The sequence below is a fragment of the Streptomyces sp. NPDC052101 genome, from assembly GCF_040680235.1.
Classification (GTDB): Bacteria; Actinomycetota; Actinomycetes; order Streptomycetales; family Streptomycetaceae; genus Streptomyces.
In genome coordinates this window covers 541779-556413 of record NZ_JBFAWH010000003.1, presented here as the reverse complement: position 1 = coordinate 556413, position 14635 = coordinate 541779, and the positions used below count along the sequence as shown (strand labels likewise).

Genomic DNA, 14635 nt, shown 5'->3' with positions numbered 1-14635 from the left:
CACACGGTGCCCGGAATCGACGAGTGCCTGCTGGAAGCGATGCGGTTGCCCGGTGCCCGGGGAGCCGCCCTGGTGGACTGGACCAGCGGACTGGCCCTCGGCACGGTCGGGGAGGCGCCCGGCGGCGATCACGAGACGACCGCCACCGAGGCCGCCGAACTGGCCCGGATGGCCGCCGAGCACGGCGCCTTCGCGGTCCACGGTGACGGGCACCCGCCCGTCGAGGACGTGATCGTCAGCAACCACGACAGCTACCACCTGCTGAGATTCGTGGACACGACCTTCGACAGCAGCGTCTTCCTGCATCTGTGGCTCGGCCGCGAGGAGGGCAACCTCGCGCTCGCCCGGATCCGGCTCGGCGAGATGGCGGCCCGGCTGGTGCTGGGATGACCGTGACACAGATACCTCCGCCTCCGCTGCCGGTGCGGGACAGGTCGGCCACCCGGGCGCTGTCCCCGATGCTGACCCGGCTCGCCGAGGAGCGGGCCACCGGCGTCCTGGTCCGCGAGCACGGCACCCTGTACCTCGCCGAGGGCCGGGTCGTGCACGCCGAGAGCCCGCTCGCCCCCGGTCTCGACGTGCTCCTCACGGCCCACGACACGCTCGCGGCCACCGCCTGGCAGCGGGCCGCCGCCGAGACCGCCGGCCCGCTGCACGCCGCCGAACTCCTGCTGGACTCCGGGCTGTTGCCCGCGGGCGCGCTGGAGCTGTGCCAGCTGGACGCGCTGTACGACGCCGGGTACTTCGCGCTGGCTCCGAGCAGCGCCCCGGGCCGCTTCCGCTACGACAGCGGTCCCCGCGTCGGCCCGCTGCCCTCGGTCCCGGTCGTCGCCCTGGAACGCGAGACGCTGCGCCGCCGGCTGCTGCTGCACCGGCTGTGGCCCGACCCGGGCGCGGACAGCGCCCCGCTGATCCGCGCGGACCCCGCGGGAGCCGCGCCGGTCACGCCCCGGCAGCGGGCGGTCCTGGACCGCGTGGACGGCGTCCGCACGGCCCCGGAAATCGCCCGGAACCTGGGCCGGCAGGCCTTCCACACGCTGGTCGACGTGCGTCGGCTCGCGGCGGCCGGCCATGTCACCCCGCTGGCACCCGCCGTCACGCGACCCGCCCCGCCGCCCCCACCCCCGGTCACCGACCCCGACATCGCGCTGCTGAAGAGGCTCAGGGATGCGCTGGAGGCGCTTTGAACGGCACCGCCCCGCCGAGAGGAGAGAGCTGATGGTGTCCGAGGAGGACCTCCAGGCCGTCCTGGACGAGCTGCACCGGCTGCGCAACCGGGTGCCGCAGCTCACCGGCGCCCTGGCGGCCGGCGTCGACGGTCTCGTCGTCGCCCACGACACTCCCGGAGTCGACCCGGAGGGCCTCGCCGCGCTCACCGCCGCCGCGCTCGGCGTGGCGGTACGGGTCGCCGAGGCCACCGCGAACGGCGGCTTCCGGGAGCTGACGGTGCGCGGCGAGCGCGGCTATGTCGCCACCTACGCGGCCGGCCGCACCGCCGTGCTGACCCTGCTCGCCCAGGACCGGGTCAACGTCGGCCGGCTCCACCTGGAGGGCCGCCGCTCCGGCGCCCGTATCGGGGAGCTGCTCGACGCCGCCGAGGCCGCGGCCCGAAAGGCCCGCCGGGCCGGGCGGCCCCTGGGCGCCGTCAGCGCCACACCCCCGCCCCGCACCCGCACGCCCCGCACACCCCGCGCCACGAGCGCCGACACACACACCGCAACCGACAGCTGAAAGGACCACGACCACCATGGCGAACACCGAGACGGCCCTGAAAGAGGCGCTGACCACCATCGAGGGCGCCACCGGCGTCGCGCTCGTCGACTACACCAGCGGGATGGCGCTGGGCACGATGGGCGGCAGCAAGAGCTTCGACCTGAACGTGGCCGCCGCGGGCAACACCGACGTGATCCGCGCCAAGATGCGCACGATGGAGATGCTCGGCCTCAAGGGCGAGATCGAGGACGTCCTGATCACCCTCTCCGACCAGTACCACCTCGTCCGCCTGCTCAAGGGACGCGGCGGCAACGGCCTGTTCCTCTACCTGGTCCTGGACTCCTCCCGGGCCAACCTGGCGATGGCCCGGCACCAGCTGAGGAGGATCGAGGAGGACCTGGAGGTCTGAACCAGCCCCGCGGTACGGCGACGCGGCCCCGCCCGGGGCCGCCTCGCTCCGACGCAGGTCACTCCACGAACAGACCCCGCGCCGCCGCCTTCGCGTCGAACTCCTCCAGCCGGGCCTGCGCCTGGGGCAGATCGTCGCAGACCGCCTCCAGCAGCACCCGCCCGAGCAGCATCGGCGCGCACGCGGTGTCGAAGGCGAGCCCGGTGCCGACGGCGGCGGGCAGCAGCAGATCGGAGTACTTGGCGACCGGCGCGAACGCGGAGTCGGCGACGGTGACGGTGGTCAGGCCCACGTCCTTGGCGTAGGCGAGGGTGTCGACGACCTCGCGCGGATGCCGGGGCAGCGCGAAGCACAGCAGCGCGGAGGCTCCGGCGCGGACGGCCGCGTCGATCCGGTCCTGGATCATCGTGCCGCCCTCGTTGAGCAGCCGGACGTCCGGGTGGACCTTGGCGGCGAAGTAGGCGAAGCCGTACGCCTGGGACGCGGCCGCGCGCAGGCCGAGCACCGGCAGCGGACGGGAGGCGGCGAGGATCCGGCCGGCCCGCTGCACCGGGCGCGGGTCGGCGAGCAGGTCGGCGAGGTGCCGCAGGTTCTCGATCTCGGCCTCGACGGCCTGCTGGTACTCGTTGAAGGCGCCCGCCTCGGCGGCAGGTTCGGCGGGCACGACCTCGCGCAGATGCCTGCGCAGCGCCGGATAGCCGTCGAAACCGAGGGCGACCGCGAACCGGGTCACCGACGGCTGGCTGACCCCGGCCAGCTCGGCCAGCTCCACGCTGGACAGGAAGGGCACGTCGGCGGCGCGCCGGACCATGCTGTGCGCGATCCGGCGCTGGGTCGGCGTCAGCCGGTGGCCCTCGAACAGCGCCTGCAGCCGGTTCGCGGCACTGTCCGTGACGCCGGGCGTCCCCCCGGTGCTGCTGTCCACGCTCATGACGCGCTCCCCCTCCAGATGTCCGCGAACCGGTCGAGCAGTGCGGCCGCCTGCGTCACGTCGTCCGTGAGCGGCCGGTCGGCCGGGTCGGCGTCGAGGACCGACTCGGCGAGCGCGAACGCCCGGTCGGCCGGCAGCCCGGGGTCGGGCCTCAGGTCGCGCTGGCGCAGCGCCCGGACGGCGGCGACGAGTTCGCAGCCGACCACCAGACGATACGCACCGCACGCGCGCAGGGTCTGCCGCGCGGCGAGCGAGGCGAAGCTCGCCTGTTCCTCGACGCCCCGGGAGAGTACAGCGTGGCCGAGCGAGGCGGGCGCGGAGAAGGCCCGCAGATCACCGAGGGCCGCGCCGGCCGCGTACTCCAGGATCATCACGCCGGAGGAGGCCGGCTCCTGGTCGGCGAGGAAGGGGCGCAGCCGGGTGTAGGCGGGCTCGTTGAGCGTGGACAGACGGGAGGTCGACAGCCGGGCCACCTGGGTCACCGCGAGCCTGAAATGGTCGAGGGCGAGGGCCAGTTGGGCCTGGTAGAAGCCGCCGTGGTGGTAGGCGGCGAGGTCCTCGGGGGAGATGAGCGGGTTCTCGGCGGCCGCGTTGATCTCCACGGTCAGGACCTGCTCCAGGGCGTCGGCGGCGTCGTGCGCCGGGCCGTGGATCTGGGGCAGGCAGCGGAAGCCGTACGGGTCCTGGATCCGGCCGAGCGGCGGGGTGGGCCGGTCGGCGGCGCCGATCAGCTTCCGCATCCGCCGGGCCGCTTCGGCGCTCCCCCGGTGCGGGCGGGCGGCGTGCACGGGGGCGGCGTACGCCTCGTGGGAGCCGTCGACGGCGAGCAGGGACAGGGCGGCGACGACCTGGGTGGCGCCGATGAGCCCGCCCAGTTCGTGCAGGGCGAGCGCGGACTGGCCGAGGGTGAGGGCGTTGCTGCTGATCAGGGCGAGGGCGTCGTTGTTGTCGAGGGGCTGCGGCTCGGGGGCGCCGGCGCCGCGCCAGGGGTGTTCGCCGGCGAGCGCGAGCCCGACCTGGGCGAGGGCCGCGATGTCGCCGGTGCCGACGGAGCCGAACTCGTTGACGAGCGGGTACGCGCCGCTGCGCAGCGCCTCGCACAGGGCGGTGACCACGCTCGGCCGCAGCCCGGCGCCGCCGGCCAGCAGCTGGTTGGCGCGGACGGCGAGCATCGCGCGCACCTGCCGTGCCGGGAGCTGTTCGCCGATGGCGCCGGCATGACTGCGCAGCAGGCGCAGGCCGTGGCCGGCGGCGGACTCGGTAGGCACGTCCTCGTTCCGGTTGGCGCCGACGCCGGTGGACCGGCCGTAGACGCGCCCGGTGGCGGCGATCTGCCGGGCGGCGTCCCAGGAGCGCTCCGCCCGGCGCATCGCATCGGCCCCGGGGACCGGACGCGCGGCGCCGTCGGCGAGGCGTACGACGTCCTCGACGCCGAGCCCGGCGCCCTGGAGGACCACCGTCGCGGACGACACGGACGGTGGCGCGTCCACGATGCGCGACGACATCACACCCAGACTCCCTCCGACCCGTCGACAAGCTATTCACACACCAAGAACTCTGCATGACGCTATGCAGCCGGGCAAGGGGCATCTCGTCCAGCGTCCGGAGAGAGAGGGGGGCTGTCCCCAGTGCGCAGGCGCGTGAGCGCTCCTTAAGGTGGGGCCCATGAGCACACTGGACTCGCCGGACGCGGGCCTGAAGAAGGACCCGGACCTGCGCAAGGAACTCGACGCCACGCTACGGGCCCGCACGGATCTGGGCGCCGACTACGACTCCGCGCTGGTCGACTCCTTCCTGGAGAGGGTCGAGCAGCGGATCGACGACGCGGTGGACCGCCGGGTGCGACGGCACCTGGCCGAGCAGCGGATGGAGAGCGCGCGCGGCACCCGGCGCCCGAAGGACGCCGACAGCTGGCCGGAGCGGTTCGGGTTCGCCATCGTCTCGCTGGTCCTCGCCATACCGCTGTCCGCCGTCGGCGGCGGCGTGGCGGGGACGGTCGGGACGGTGGTCACCTGGGTCGGCATCGTCGGCGTCAACTTCGCCCAGGCGGTGCGGCTCCACCCGGAGCTGCTCGGCGGCCGCCGCGAGCGGCCCGACCGGCGGGACTGAGCGGGCCTCTCCGCCCGGCGGGACCGGCCGGATCCGCGGGTTCACGCCTGCCGGGTCGGCAGGACCATGATCTGGCGGAGGTTGACGTGCCGGGGCCGGCCGACGGCGTAGGCGACGACGTCCGCGACCTCGGCCGCCGAGAGGGCGCCGATCGCCTCCAGCATCCCGTCCAGCTGCCCGGACAGCTCCGCGCTGTCGACGTGGTCCTTCAGCTCCGTCTCCGTCAGCCCCGGCTCGATGTTCGTCACCCGCACGTCCCGCGGCCCGAACTCGGTGCGCAGGGACTGCGAGAGATAGGTGACGGCGGCCTTCGTGGCGCCGTACACCGCATAGTCGGGGAAGGTGATGTGGGCGCCGATGGAGGAGATGTTCACCAGGTCGGCGGTGCGCCCCTCGCCGGCTGCGGCCACCAGGTCGGCGCCGAAGGCACGGATGACCCGCAGCACTCCGCTGACGTTGGTGTCGAGCATCCGCTGCCACTCGTCGATCCGGCCGTCGGCGATCGGGTTCGGGAGCATGACCCCGGCGTTGTTGACGACGAGGTCGACGGCCCCGAACGTGCTGTGCACCAGGTCCCGGGCGGCGTCCACGGAGGCGTCGTCGGTGACGTCCGCCGCCACGGCGAGCGCCTCGCCCCCGTCGGCCCGGATCCTCTCCACCAGCGCCTGAAGCCGGTCGGCGCGCCGGGCGAGCAACGCCACCCGGGCACCCTCGGCGGCGAGCCGCAGCGCGAGGGCCTCGCCGATGCCGCTGGCGGCTCCGGTGACGACGGCGGTGCGGCCGGACAGGTTCTCGTACGACATGGGTGTTCCCCCTGGGTGTTCGCACCGGGGCGGTTCCCGGCGGCTGGCACCACCCTCGCCGGGTCCGGCGGGCGTACCCAGGGATGCGCTTTTCCTGGGTCTGCCAGTACCAGGTTGGCGGCCGGCCGCTCCCCTACGATCGCCGTATGGACGGGGACTGGCTGCAAGGGGAAGTCGGCGACTTCCTGCGCTCACGACGTGCACGGATCCAGCCCGAGGAGGTGGGGCTGCCCAGCCATGGGCGGCGCCGCGTACCGGGCCTGCGCCGCGAGGAGGTGGCCCAGCTCGCGGGGGTCAGCGTCGACTACTACATCCGTCTCGAACAGGGGCGGGGGGCGAGCGTCAGCGACGCCGTGCTGGACGCGATCGCGCGGGTGCTGCGGCTGGACGAGACCGAGCAGGCGTATCTGCGGACGGTGGCGCGGCCCCGCCGCCGGCGCGGGCGGGAGCAGGCCGCGCCCCGTGTCCGCCCGGGCGTGCAGATCCTGCTCGACGGCATGGAGCGCAGCCCGGCGTTCGTGCTGGGCCGCCGCATGGAGGTCCTGGCGTGGAACGCGCTGGGCGATGCGGTGAACGGCTTCAGCCGGCTGGCGCCGGCGGAGCGGAGCATGCCCCGGCAGGTCTTCCTGGACCCGGCCGGCCGTGACCTCTACCCCGAGTGGCCCGCGGTCGCCGCGCAGACGGTGGCCCATCTGCGGGTGAACGCGGGCCGCTACGCCGACGACGCCGGGCTGTGCGCCCTGGTCGGCGAACTCTCCCTGAAGAGCGAGGACTTCCGCCGGCTGTGGGCGGACCACGAGGTCCGCGAGTGCGCGTACGGCGTGAAGAAGGTCCGGCACCCGGTGGCGGGCCTGCTGACCCTCCCCTACGAGACCCTGACGATCCCGGCGGCCCCGGACCAGACGATCGTGGCCTACACCCCGGAGCCGGGCTCGGAAACGGCCGAACGCCTTGCGCTGCTGGGGAGTTGGGAATCCAGTACCGCCCGCTGAGCCCCGCGGAACATGCTTGCGCGGGGACCGCCGCACCCCCGTTTCCGGGGGGCGGGACGACGGCGGTCCCCGCGAGGGACGCGGGCCGGGTCAGGGCCGGGCTTGCGCGTCCGTGGCGCCCATGGAGGTCCGGGAGCCGCTCCGGAGGTCCTTGGCGCCGTTCGCCGCCGGCCCGGGCGGGAAGCCTCCCCAGTGCTCAACGCCTGGGAGGTGCTCCCGTCGCCCCTGCCGACACCCACCAATCTGCCGGACGCGTGTTAAGCGGGTGCTGCGCGCACGTGACACTTCCGGTACGGCTTGAACGGCCCAGGTCACCGCAAGTTCGCCGGGGACATGGGCCGTTCACCGCGGGTTCGCTACTTGTTCCCGCCCTTGGCCAGGAAGGCCAGCAGGTCCTGCCGGCTGACCACGCCGGTCGGCTTGCCCTCCACCAGGACGATCGCCGCGTCGGCGGAGCCGAGCACGGACATCAGGTCGCCGACCGGCTCGCCGGAGCCGACCTGGGGCAGCGGGGCGCACATGTGCTTCTCCAGCGGGTCGTCGAGGGACGCGCGCTTGCTGAACAGGGCGTCCAGCAGCTCCCGTTCCACCACGGAGCCGACGACCTCGGCGGCCATCACGTCGGGGTGACCGGCGCCCGGCTTGACGACCGGCATCTGCGAGACGCCGTACTCGCGCAGCACCTCGATCGCCTGGCCGACGGTCTCCTCGGGGTGCATGTGCACCAGGGACGGGATGGAGCCGCCCGCCTTGTCGTTCAGGACGTCGGCGACGCGGGCGCTCGGGCCCTCGTCCTCCAGGAAGCCGTAGTCGGCCATCCACTCGTCGTTGAAGATCTTGCTGAGGTAGCCGCGTCCGCTGTCCGGGAGCAGGACGACCACGACGTCGTCCGGGCCGAGCCGCTCGGCGACGCGCAGCGCGGCGACGACGGCCATGCCGCAGGAGCCGCCGACGAGCAGGCCCTCCTCCTTGGCGAGGCGGCGGGTCATCTGGAAGGCGTCCTTGTCGGACACGGCGACGATCTCGTCGGCGACGGTGCGGTCGTAGGCGGTCGGCCAGAAGTCCTCGCCGACGCCCTCGATCAGATACGGCCGCCCGGAGCCGCCGGAGTACACCGAGCCCTCGGGGTCGGCGCCGATGACCTTGACCCCGCCGTCGCTGGCGTCCTTCAGATAGCGGCCCGTGCCGGAGATGGTGCCGCCCGTGCCCACGCCGGCCACGAAGTGGGTGATCTTCCCCTCGGTCTGCTCCCACAGCTCGGGGCCGGTGGAGTGGTAGTGCGAGAGCGGGTTGTTGGGGTTGGAGTACTGGTCGGGCTTCCACGCGCCCGGGGTCTCCCGGACGAGCCGGTCGGAGACGTTGTAGTACGAGTCCGGGTGCTCGGGGTCGACGGCGGTCGGGCACACGACCACTTCCGCACCGTACGCGCGCAGCACGTTGATCTTGTCGGTGGAGACCTTGTCAGGGCAGACGAAGATGCACTTGTAGCCCTTCTGCTGGGCGACGATCGCCAGCCCCACACCCGTGTTGCCACTGGTCGGCTCCACGATCGTGCCGCCCGGCTTCAGCTCCCCGCTCTGCTCGGCGGCCTCGATCATGCGCAGGGCGATGCGGTCCTTCACGGAGCCGCCCGGGTTGAAGTACTCCACCTTGGCCAGGACGGTCGCCTGGATGCCCTTGGTCACGGTGTTGAGCCTCACCAGCGGGGTGTTGCCGACGAGGCTGATCATCGAGTCGTGGAATTGCACCGTTGTCTCCGGTCGCTGCAAAAGATGTGGTCGTAGTGGTATCGCCAGCCTAAGGCCAGCTGCGTGGCTCGGGCGGCCGTTCACTCCCCGTTGAGATTGGCGTACGGGCCGTACGGGGCAAGGAGTGGATGTACGGCTACGAGGAGGTGGCGGCGACGCATGACGAGCATGTCGAGGGCGAGGGTGGCCCGGCGTATCGCGGCCGGGGCGGCGTACGGCGGTGGCGGGGCGGGGCTGATCGGCGCGGCCGCGGTCGGTCTGCTGCTGGCGGAGGTAAGGCTGGCCCGGCGCCATGTGGGCAACGGCACCGGCGACCGCGTCCCGGTGGCCGACGGCGTCTACGGCCATACCTACGACGTCCCGGGTGAACCACCCCTGCGCCTGGCCGTGCTCGGCGACTCCACGGCGGCCGGCCAGGGCGTGCACCGCTCGGGCCAGACACCGGGCGCGCTGCTGGCCTCGGGGCTGTCGGCGGTGGCCGAACGCCCGGTGGAGCTGCGGAACGTCGCCCAGCCCGGGGCCCAGTCCGACGACCTGGACCGCCAGGTGGCCCTGGTCCTGTCCGCCTCGTTTCCGGTCCCGGACATCTGCGTGATCATGATCGGCGCCAACGACGTGACGCACCGCATGCCGCCGACGCGTTCGGTACGGCATCTGTCGGCTGCGGTACGGCGGCTGCGCACGGCCGGCGCGGAGGTGGTGGTCGGCACCTGTCCCGACCTCGGCACCATCGAGCCGGTGCAGCAGCCGTTGCGCTGGCTGGCCCGGCGGGCCTCCCGGCAGCTGGCGGCCGCCCAGACGATCGGGGCCGTGGAGCAGGGCGGGCGCACGGTGTCGCTGGGCGACCTGCTGGGGCCCGAGTTCGCGGCGAACCCGCGGGAGTTGTTCGGCCCCGACAACTACCACCCCTCGGCGGAGGGCTACGCGACGGCGGCCATGGCCGTCCTGCCCACGGTCTGCGCGGCGCTGGGCCTGTGGCCGGCGGAGGAGGAACGGCCGGACGTGTCGCGGCGCGAGGGCTTCCTGCCGGTGGCCCGGGCGGCGGCCGAGGCGGCATCGGAGGCGGGCACCGAGGTCACGGCCGCGATGCCGACAGGGCCGCGGGGGCCGTGGGCACTGCTCAAGCGGAGGCGGCGGCGCAGGGTGCCGGAGGCCGAGCCCGCGACTCCGCCGGTCTGACCGGTTCCACCCCCGCCGCCCACTCGTCTCGGTCGAGACAGGGAGGCCAGCAAGCAAGCGCTTAGTAAATTGCGGCCAGTGTCACACCACGGCACCCGTGACCTGATTCATACGTGCGGGTAACTTCCCAACAAGCCCTGCCCCTTTTGAACGGAGCCGTGATGCCCGAAGCCGTCATCGTCTCGACCGCCCGCTCTCCCATCGGCCGCGCCGGCAAGGGTTCCCTCAAGGATCTTCGCCCCGACGACCTGACCGCCACGATCATCCAGGCCGCGCTCGCCAAGATCCCCGAGCTGGACCCCCGGGACATCGACGACCTGATGCTCGGCTGCGGCCTCCCCGGCGGCGAGCAGGGCCACAACCTCGGCCGGATCGTCGCCGTACAGATGGGCATGGACCATCTCCCGGGCTGCACGATCACCCGGTACTGCTCCTCGTCCCTGCAGACCTCCCGCATGGCGCTGCACGCCATCAAGGCCGGCGAGGGCGACGTCTTCATCTCGGCCGGTGTCGAGACGGTCTCCCGTTTCGCCAAGGGCAGCTCCGACCTCCCGGGCACGCACAACCCCCTCTTCGCCGAGGCCGAGGCCCGCACCGCGGCCGTCGCCCAGCAGGAGGGCACCACGTGGCACGACCCGCGTGAGGACGGGCTGATCCCCGACGCCTACATCACGATGGGCCAGACCGCCGAGAACCTGGCCCGCGCCAAGGGCATCACCCGCCAGGACATGGACGAGTTCGGCGTCCGCTCGCAGAACCTGGCCGAGCAGGCCATCAAGAACGGCTTCTGGGAGCGCGAGATCACCCCGGTGACCCTCCCGGACGGCACGGTCGTCAGCAAGGACGACGGCCCGCGCCCCGGCGTCACCCTGGAGGGCGTCGCGGGCCTGAAGCCGGTCTTCCGCCCGGACGGGCTCGTCACGGCCGGCAACTGCTGCCCGCTCAACGACGGCGCCGCCGCCGTCGTCATCATGAGCGACACCAAGGCCCGCGAGCTGGGCCTGACCCCGCTCGCCCGGATCGTGTCCACCGGTGTCTCCGGCCTCTCCCCCGAGATCATGGGCCTCGGCCCGGTCGAGGCCAGCAAGCAGGCGCTGCGGCGCGCCGGCCTGACCATCGACGACATCGACCTGGTCGAGATCAACGAGGCCTTCGCCGCCCAGGTGATCCCCTCCTACCGGGACCTCGGCATCGACATCGACAGGCTGAACGTCAACGGCGGCGCCATCGCCGTCGGCCACCCCTTCGGCATGACCGGCGCCCGCATCACCGGCACGCTCATCAACTCCCTGCAGTGGCACGACAAGCAGTTCGGCCTGGAGACGATGTGCGTGGGCGGCGGCCAGGGCATGGCGATGGTCATCGAGCGCCTCAGCTGACGCACCGTCCGTAGCGGGACAGGCACGTAACGTCAGGAAACGGCCCGGAACCGAGGAATCCCCGAGGTTCTGGGCCTTTCTGTGATCCAATCTCCCCCAGGATGTGACCTATCTCGCTCACCGGGCACATCGGTGCAGGTCAGAGCAGGTAAGCAGAGTGTGCAGCACCCTCACTATCCCAAGTTCCTGTCCGTTTCGTGACGTTACGCACTGACAGCTGCTTAGTCCACCCTTCAAGCTGATGTAGGAAGTCGGGGGTCGACTTTGAACGGGAGTACGTCAGTGAGCGCCATGCCGATCGCCCTGCTGCTCACCACGGTCGCCACCGGCGCCGTGGGCGTCGCCGTCCTGCGCACCGTTGTGAAGCTGCGTCGCCAGCTCACGGAGCTGCAGAGCCGGCTCGCGGAGAACCAGTCGGCCGCCATGCGCGCGCTGCTGCCGAACGCACGCAGCCACGCCGACGCCGACCAGATACGCACGGCCGTGGCCGAGGCGCTCGCCGAGGAGCGGGAGCGCGAGCTGGCCGAGGCGCGCGCCTTCTGGGCCGCGCAGGAGGCCCGTGACGCCTCCGACACCCCCTCCCTGCTGGGCCTGCCGGACGCCGCCGAGCTGTTCCTGCCCCGGCAGAGCGACTTCGTCGGCCTGGAGCCGGTGTCCGAGCCGACCGCCGACACCGACGAGTTCGCCGGGGAGTCCCCGGAACTGGCCGCGGCCCGCCGCCGTCACCCCTCGCACCCCGACTTCGTCCCGGTGCAGTCGCCGATGGTCAACGACCACGAGCGCACGGTGACCACGCTGGAGCAGCTGGCCGCCGAGCAGGTCGAGCTGTCCGACGTCCGCCCGGGCCCGCTCGGCACCCTCGACGTCTACGCCTTCGCCGACGGCACCACCCTGTGCATGACCCCGGGCCACCGCGAGACCGCGGAACGCCTGGCGGTGGCCGTGGAAGCGGGCGAGGCCCCGTATCTGCTGGGCGGCTCCGGCATCTCCGGCGCCTACACCCTCACCTTCGCCTGCGGCGAGGACACGGTCTACATCCTGGCCGACAGGGTCATAGCGTCTCTCTGAGAGGGGCCTTCAGACCCCGGCCCGCTGACGCGCCTCCTCGACCAGCCGCACCGCCTCGGCGACTTCGGCGTCACTGCGCAACACCAGCCCCAAGTCATGCGCGGCGACCAGAAGCTGGTCGGCCGCCGCGAACATCCCCGCGTCCGGCATCTCCCGAGGCTCGACGCCTGGCTGTTCCAGCAACTGGGCCTGCCGGGAAAGCTCCCTCGCCACAGCCAAGGCCTCACCGGCGGCGCCTCGTTGCAGCCGGCTCTGCGGAGCGGCCCGCAACCGGTCGGCGAAATGATCCACTGCTTGGGTCAAGGGCGTCGTATCAACCACGCGCCGAGCGTAACGTGCCGCACTGTTGCCAATACGCGAACGCTCAGGCACGGTGACGTGAAGGACCGGCTTACATCCCCTTTGCGTTCGGAGGCGCCGATGTCCCAGCTCTTCTCCGAGGAGACCCACCGCAATCTGCTCGCCCGCATTCCCCACTGCACCGGTCGTGAGATCTCCGACTGGCTGCGCACCGTAGAAGAAGGCCCCGCCCTGGTCCGGTTCGAGGAGAAGGTCAGCTGGCTCCGGCACGAGTACGACCTCGCGTACGGCCACGCGAAGGCGATCGTCCATGAGTACGACCTCCGCAGGGCAGCCCGCAAGCTGCTCTAGACGGCGAAGGGCCCCGGGTCGGAACCCGGGGCCCTTCTCGTCGTCCTACGACCGGTGTGTGCGCTAGTCGTTGTTGGTGAAGATCGCCACCAGCCGCAGCATCTCCACGTAGATCCACACCAGGGTCATGGTGAGGCCGAACGCGGCCAGCCAGGACTCGTTGCGCGGGGCGCCGTAGGCGATGCCGTCCTCGATCTGCTTGAAGTCGAGGGTGAGGAAGAACGCGCCGAGCAGGATCGCGACGATGCCGACGAGCGCGCCGAGCGGGCCGAAGCTGCGCAGGCCGCCGTTCTCGGCGACGCCGAACGCGACCAGCAGCAGGTTGACCGCCATGACCACCATGAACGCCATGGCGATGGCGATGCCGACGCGGGCGTAGCGGGCGGTGACGCGGATCCAGCCGGCCTTGTAGACCAGCAGGGTCGCGCCCGAGACCGCCATGGTGCCGAGCACCGCCTGGAAGGGGGCGCCGCTCCAGCGGCTGTTGTACATCTCGCTGATGACGCCGAGGAAGACGCCCTCGAAGGCGGCGTACCCGAGGATCAGCGCGGGCGACGGGGTGCGCTTGAAGCTCTGGATCATCGCCAGGACGAACGCGACGATCGCGGAGCCGACGGCCAGGCCGTAGCTGGTCGTCGAGACCGGCAGCAGGGCCCAGGCGAGGACCGCGCCGACGGCGACGGTGCCGAGCGTGATGGCCGAGCGGACGACCACGTCGTCCATCGTCATCCGGTCGGTGGTGACCGGAGCCTGCGGCGGGGCGCCGTGCTGGACGCCGCCCTGCGCGTACGGGTTCTGGGCGTAGGGGTTCTGCGCGTACGGGTTGCCCTGTGCGTACCCGGCCTGCGGTGCGGTGTTGAAGCCGGCGTAGCCGCTGTCGCGGCTGAACCCCCGTCGCGAGAAGACCGGGTTACTGCTCCTCATTGCACTCCTCCATGGCTGCCGTGCGCAGCCTTGGCTCAAGAGTAATGGATTGGCAAAGGACCGACCATGATACCTGAGGAGGATCTTTCCCCTGCCGTGCTCCCCAACACGCTACGCGTACCGGCGATTCCCGGCCAAGGGTGATCGCGTTCCATGACGAACCTGCTACGCGACCGAGATGTGGCGCTACCCCAGCGGAAACCCGGTGTACGCCTCGGCCAGGTCGGTCTCGGCCGCTCGGGAGGAGGCGATCCGTTCCAGCCGGGCCCGCTGCAGGCGGGCGTCGAAGGGAGTGTCGTGCGGGGCCGGATGGAGCATCGTCGTCATGTCGTAGGAGAACCGCTCGGCCTGCCAGACGCGGCGCAGGCAGGTCGCGGAGTACGCGTCGAGGAGGTCCGGGGAGCCGGTGTCCCTCTCGTGGACGAGGGCGCGGGCGAGCGTGACGACGTCACCGACGGCGAGGTTCATGCCTTTGGCGCCGGTCGGCGGGACGATGTGGGCGGCGTCGCCGGCGAGGAAGAGACGGCCGTGGCGCATCGGTTCGTGGACGAAGGACCGCATGGGCGTGACCGACTTCTGGGTGATGGGCCCGCGTTCCAGCCGCCAGTCGCCGTCGGTCTCGAAGCGCCGCTCCAGCTCCGCCCAGATGGCGTCGTCCGTCCACTCGCCGGCGTCCGTGTCGGCGGGCACCTGGAGGTAGAGGCGGGAGACGAAGGATTCGATGGGGAG

17 protein-coding genes are annotated in these 14635 nt (G+C 72.3%); 10 read left to right on the top strand and 7 right to left on the bottom strand.

The window, feature by feature from the left end; genetic code table 11:
- The first annotated feature begins 6 nt into the window (after positions 1-6).
- From AB0L75_RS09875 to AB0L75_RS09860, 4 genes are read left to right on the top strand one after another with little or no spacing between them, the layout of a single operon-like run.
- The gene (locus tag AB0L75_RS09875) at positions 7-390 is read left to right on the top strand and encodes a hypothetical protein (protein WP_365177871.1); all 384 of its coding nucleotides are present in this window, start codon (positions 7-9) and stop codon (positions 388-390) included.
- Positions 387-1187, top strand: a complete 801-nt coding sequence (locus AB0L75_RS09870) for a transcriptional regulator (RefSeq protein ID WP_365177868.1) — start codon at positions 387-389, stop codon at positions 1185-1187. The genes AB0L75_RS09875 and AB0L75_RS09870 overlap by 4 nt, the downstream gene beginning before the upstream one ends.
- 31 nt (positions 1188-1218) lie before the next feature.
- Positions 1219-1731: a roadblock/LC7 domain-containing protein gene (locus tag AB0L75_RS09865; RefSeq protein WP_365177866.1), complete on the top strand. Its 513-nt coding sequence runs from the start codon at positions 1219-1221 to the stop codon at positions 1729-1731.
- 16 nt (positions 1732-1747) lie between these two features.
- Positions 1748-2122, top strand: coding sequence for a hypothetical protein (locus AB0L75_RS09860; RefSeq protein WP_365177864.1), 375 nt, complete (start codon positions 1748-1750; stop codon positions 2120-2122).
- A 58-nt stretch (positions 2123-2180) separates the two neighbouring features.
- Here the strand turns inward: AB0L75_RS09860 and AB0L75_RS09855 are convergent, their stop codons facing one another.
- Together AB0L75_RS09855 and AB0L75_RS09850 are read right to left on the bottom strand one after the other, a co-directional pair.
- A complete protein-coding gene (locus AB0L75_RS09855) occupies positions 2181-3053 on the bottom strand; it encodes a MurR/RpiR family transcriptional regulator (protein WP_365177862.1) in 873 nt (290 codons plus the stop codon).
- Positions 3050-4558, bottom strand: coding sequence for an aromatic amino acid ammonia-lyase (locus tag AB0L75_RS09850; protein WP_365177859.1), 1509 nt, complete (start codon positions 4556-4558; stop codon positions 3050-3052). Before AB0L75_RS09850 ends, AB0L75_RS09855 begins: the two co-directional genes overlap by 4 nt.
- A 160-nt stretch (positions 4559-4718) precedes the next feature.
- On the opposite strand from AB0L75_RS09850, the gene AB0L75_RS09845 reads away from it, so the two are divergent.
- Entirely contained in the window at positions 4719-5162 is a 444-nt protein-coding gene (locus AB0L75_RS09845; protein WP_365177856.1) for a hypothetical protein, read from the top strand.
- Between the two features lie 41 nt (positions 5163-5203).
- On the opposite strand, the gene AB0L75_RS09840 is transcribed toward AB0L75_RS09845, so the two are convergent.
- Positions 5204-5965 (bottom strand): SDR family oxidoreductase, encoded by a 762-nt coding sequence (locus AB0L75_RS09840; RefSeq protein WP_365177854.1) that lies wholly within the window; start codon positions 5963-5965, stop codon positions 5204-5206.
- Between the two features lie 161 nt (positions 5966-6126).
- Between AB0L75_RS09840 and AB0L75_RS09835 the strand changes: the two genes are divergently transcribed.
- The gene (locus tag AB0L75_RS09835) at positions 6127-6957 is read left to right on the top strand and encodes a helix-turn-helix transcriptional regulator (RefSeq protein ID WP_365178081.1); all 831 of its coding nucleotides are present in this window, start codon (positions 6127-6129) and stop codon (positions 6955-6957) included.
- 356 nt (positions 6958-7313) lie between these two features.
- Here AB0L75_RS09835 and AB0L75_RS09830 read toward each other — a convergent pair whose 3' ends face one another.
- Positions 7314-8705: a cystathionine beta-synthase gene (locus AB0L75_RS09830; protein WP_365177851.1), complete on the bottom strand. Its 1392-nt coding sequence runs from the start codon at positions 8703-8705 to the stop codon at positions 7314-7316.
- 159 nt (positions 8706-8864) lie between these two features.
- Here AB0L75_RS09830 and AB0L75_RS09825 point away from each other — a divergent pair, with 159 nt between their 5' ends.
- The 3 genes from AB0L75_RS09825 (at position 8865) to AB0L75_RS09815 (ending at position 12331) form a co-directional block, all read left to right on the top strand.
- Positions 8865-9884, top strand: coding sequence for an SGNH/GDSL hydrolase family protein (locus tag AB0L75_RS09825; protein WP_365177848.1), 1020 nt, complete (start codon positions 8865-8867; stop codon positions 9882-9884).
- 161 nt (positions 9885-10045) lie between these two features.
- Positions 10046-11263 (top strand): acetyl-CoA C-acetyltransferase, encoded by a 1218-nt coding sequence (locus AB0L75_RS09820; RefSeq protein ID WP_365177845.1) that lies wholly within the window; start codon positions 10046-10048, stop codon positions 11261-11263.
- A gap of 282 nt (positions 11264-11545) precedes the next feature.
- Positions 11546-12331 carry a hypothetical protein gene (locus tag AB0L75_RS09815; RefSeq protein WP_365177841.1) on the top strand — a complete coding sequence of 262 codons (786 nt, stop codon included), beginning with the start codon at positions 11546-11548 and terminating at the stop codon, positions 12329-12331.
- A 9-nt stretch (positions 12332-12340) separates the two neighbouring features.
- On the opposite strand, the gene AB0L75_RS09810 is transcribed toward AB0L75_RS09815, so the two are convergent.
- Positions 12341-12652 carry a hypothetical protein gene (locus AB0L75_RS09810; RefSeq protein ID WP_365177838.1) on the bottom strand — a complete coding sequence of 104 codons (312 nt, stop codon included), beginning with the start codon at positions 12650-12652 and terminating at the stop codon, positions 12341-12343.
- 99 nt (positions 12653-12751) lie between these two features.
- Between AB0L75_RS09810 and AB0L75_RS09805 the strand changes: the two genes are divergently transcribed.
- Positions 12752-12982 (top strand): DUF4287 domain-containing protein, encoded by a 231-nt coding sequence (locus AB0L75_RS09805; RefSeq protein ID WP_365177835.1) that lies wholly within the window; start codon positions 12752-12754, stop codon positions 12980-12982.
- Between the two features lie 63 nt (positions 12983-13045).
- Here AB0L75_RS09805 and AB0L75_RS09800 read toward each other — a convergent pair whose 3' ends face one another.
- Both AB0L75_RS09800 and AB0L75_RS09795 read right to left on the bottom strand, forming a co-directional pair.
- Entirely contained in the window at positions 13046-13906 is an 861-nt protein-coding gene (locus AB0L75_RS09800; protein WP_365177832.1) for a Bax inhibitor-1/YccA family protein, read from the bottom strand.
- A 186-nt stretch (positions 13907-14092) separates the two neighbouring features.
- A partial coding sequence (locus AB0L75_RS09795) for an FAD-dependent monooxygenase (RefSeq protein WP_365177829.1) occupies positions 14093-14635 on the bottom strand: 543 nt, incomplete at its 5' end.

Bases quoted from the DNA above. Each gene is read 5' to 3' on its own strand.
- AB0L75_RS09805 (WP_365177835.1), top strand. From the start codon at position 12,752: ATGTCCCAGCTCTTCTCCGAGGAGACCCACCGCAATCTGCTCGCCCGC.
- AB0L75_RS09840 (WP_365177854.1), bottom strand. From the start codon at position 5,965: ATGTCGTACGAGAACCTGTCCGGCCGCACCGCCGTCGTCACCGGAGCC.
- AB0L75_RS09870 (WP_365177868.1), top strand. From the start codon at position 387: ATGACCGTGACACAGATACCTCCGCCTCCGCTGCCGGTGCGGGACAGG.
- AB0L75_RS09820 (WP_365177845.1), top strand. From the start codon at position 10,046: ATGCCCGAAGCCGTCATCGTCTCGACCGCCCGCTCTCCCATCGGCCGC.
- AB0L75_RS09800 (WP_365177832.1), bottom strand. From the start codon at position 13,906: ATGAGGAGCAGTAACCCGGTCTTCTCGCGACGGGGGTTCAGCCGCGAC.
- AB0L75_RS09825 (WP_365177848.1), top strand. From the start codon at position 8,865: ATGACGAGCATGTCGAGGGCGAGGGTGGCCCGGCGTATCGCGGCCGGG.
- AB0L75_RS09865 (WP_365177866.1), top strand. From the start codon at position 1,219: ATGGTGTCCGAGGAGGACCTCCAGGCCGTCCTGGACGAGCTGCACCGG.
- AB0L75_RS09850 (WP_365177859.1), bottom strand. From the start codon at position 4,558: ATGTCGTCGCGCATCGTGGACGCGCCACCGTCCGTGTCGTCCGCGACG.
- AB0L75_RS09845 (WP_365177856.1), top strand. From the start codon at position 4,719: ATGAGCACACTGGACTCGCCGGACGCGGGCCTGAAGAAGGACCCGGAC.
- AB0L75_RS09860 (WP_365177864.1), top strand. From the start codon at position 1,748: ATGGCGAACACCGAGACGGCCCTGAAAGAGGCGCTGACCACCATCGAG.
- AB0L75_RS09855 (WP_365177862.1), bottom strand. From the start codon at position 3,053: ATGAGCGTGGACAGCAGCACCGGGGGGACGCCCGGCGTCACGGACAGT.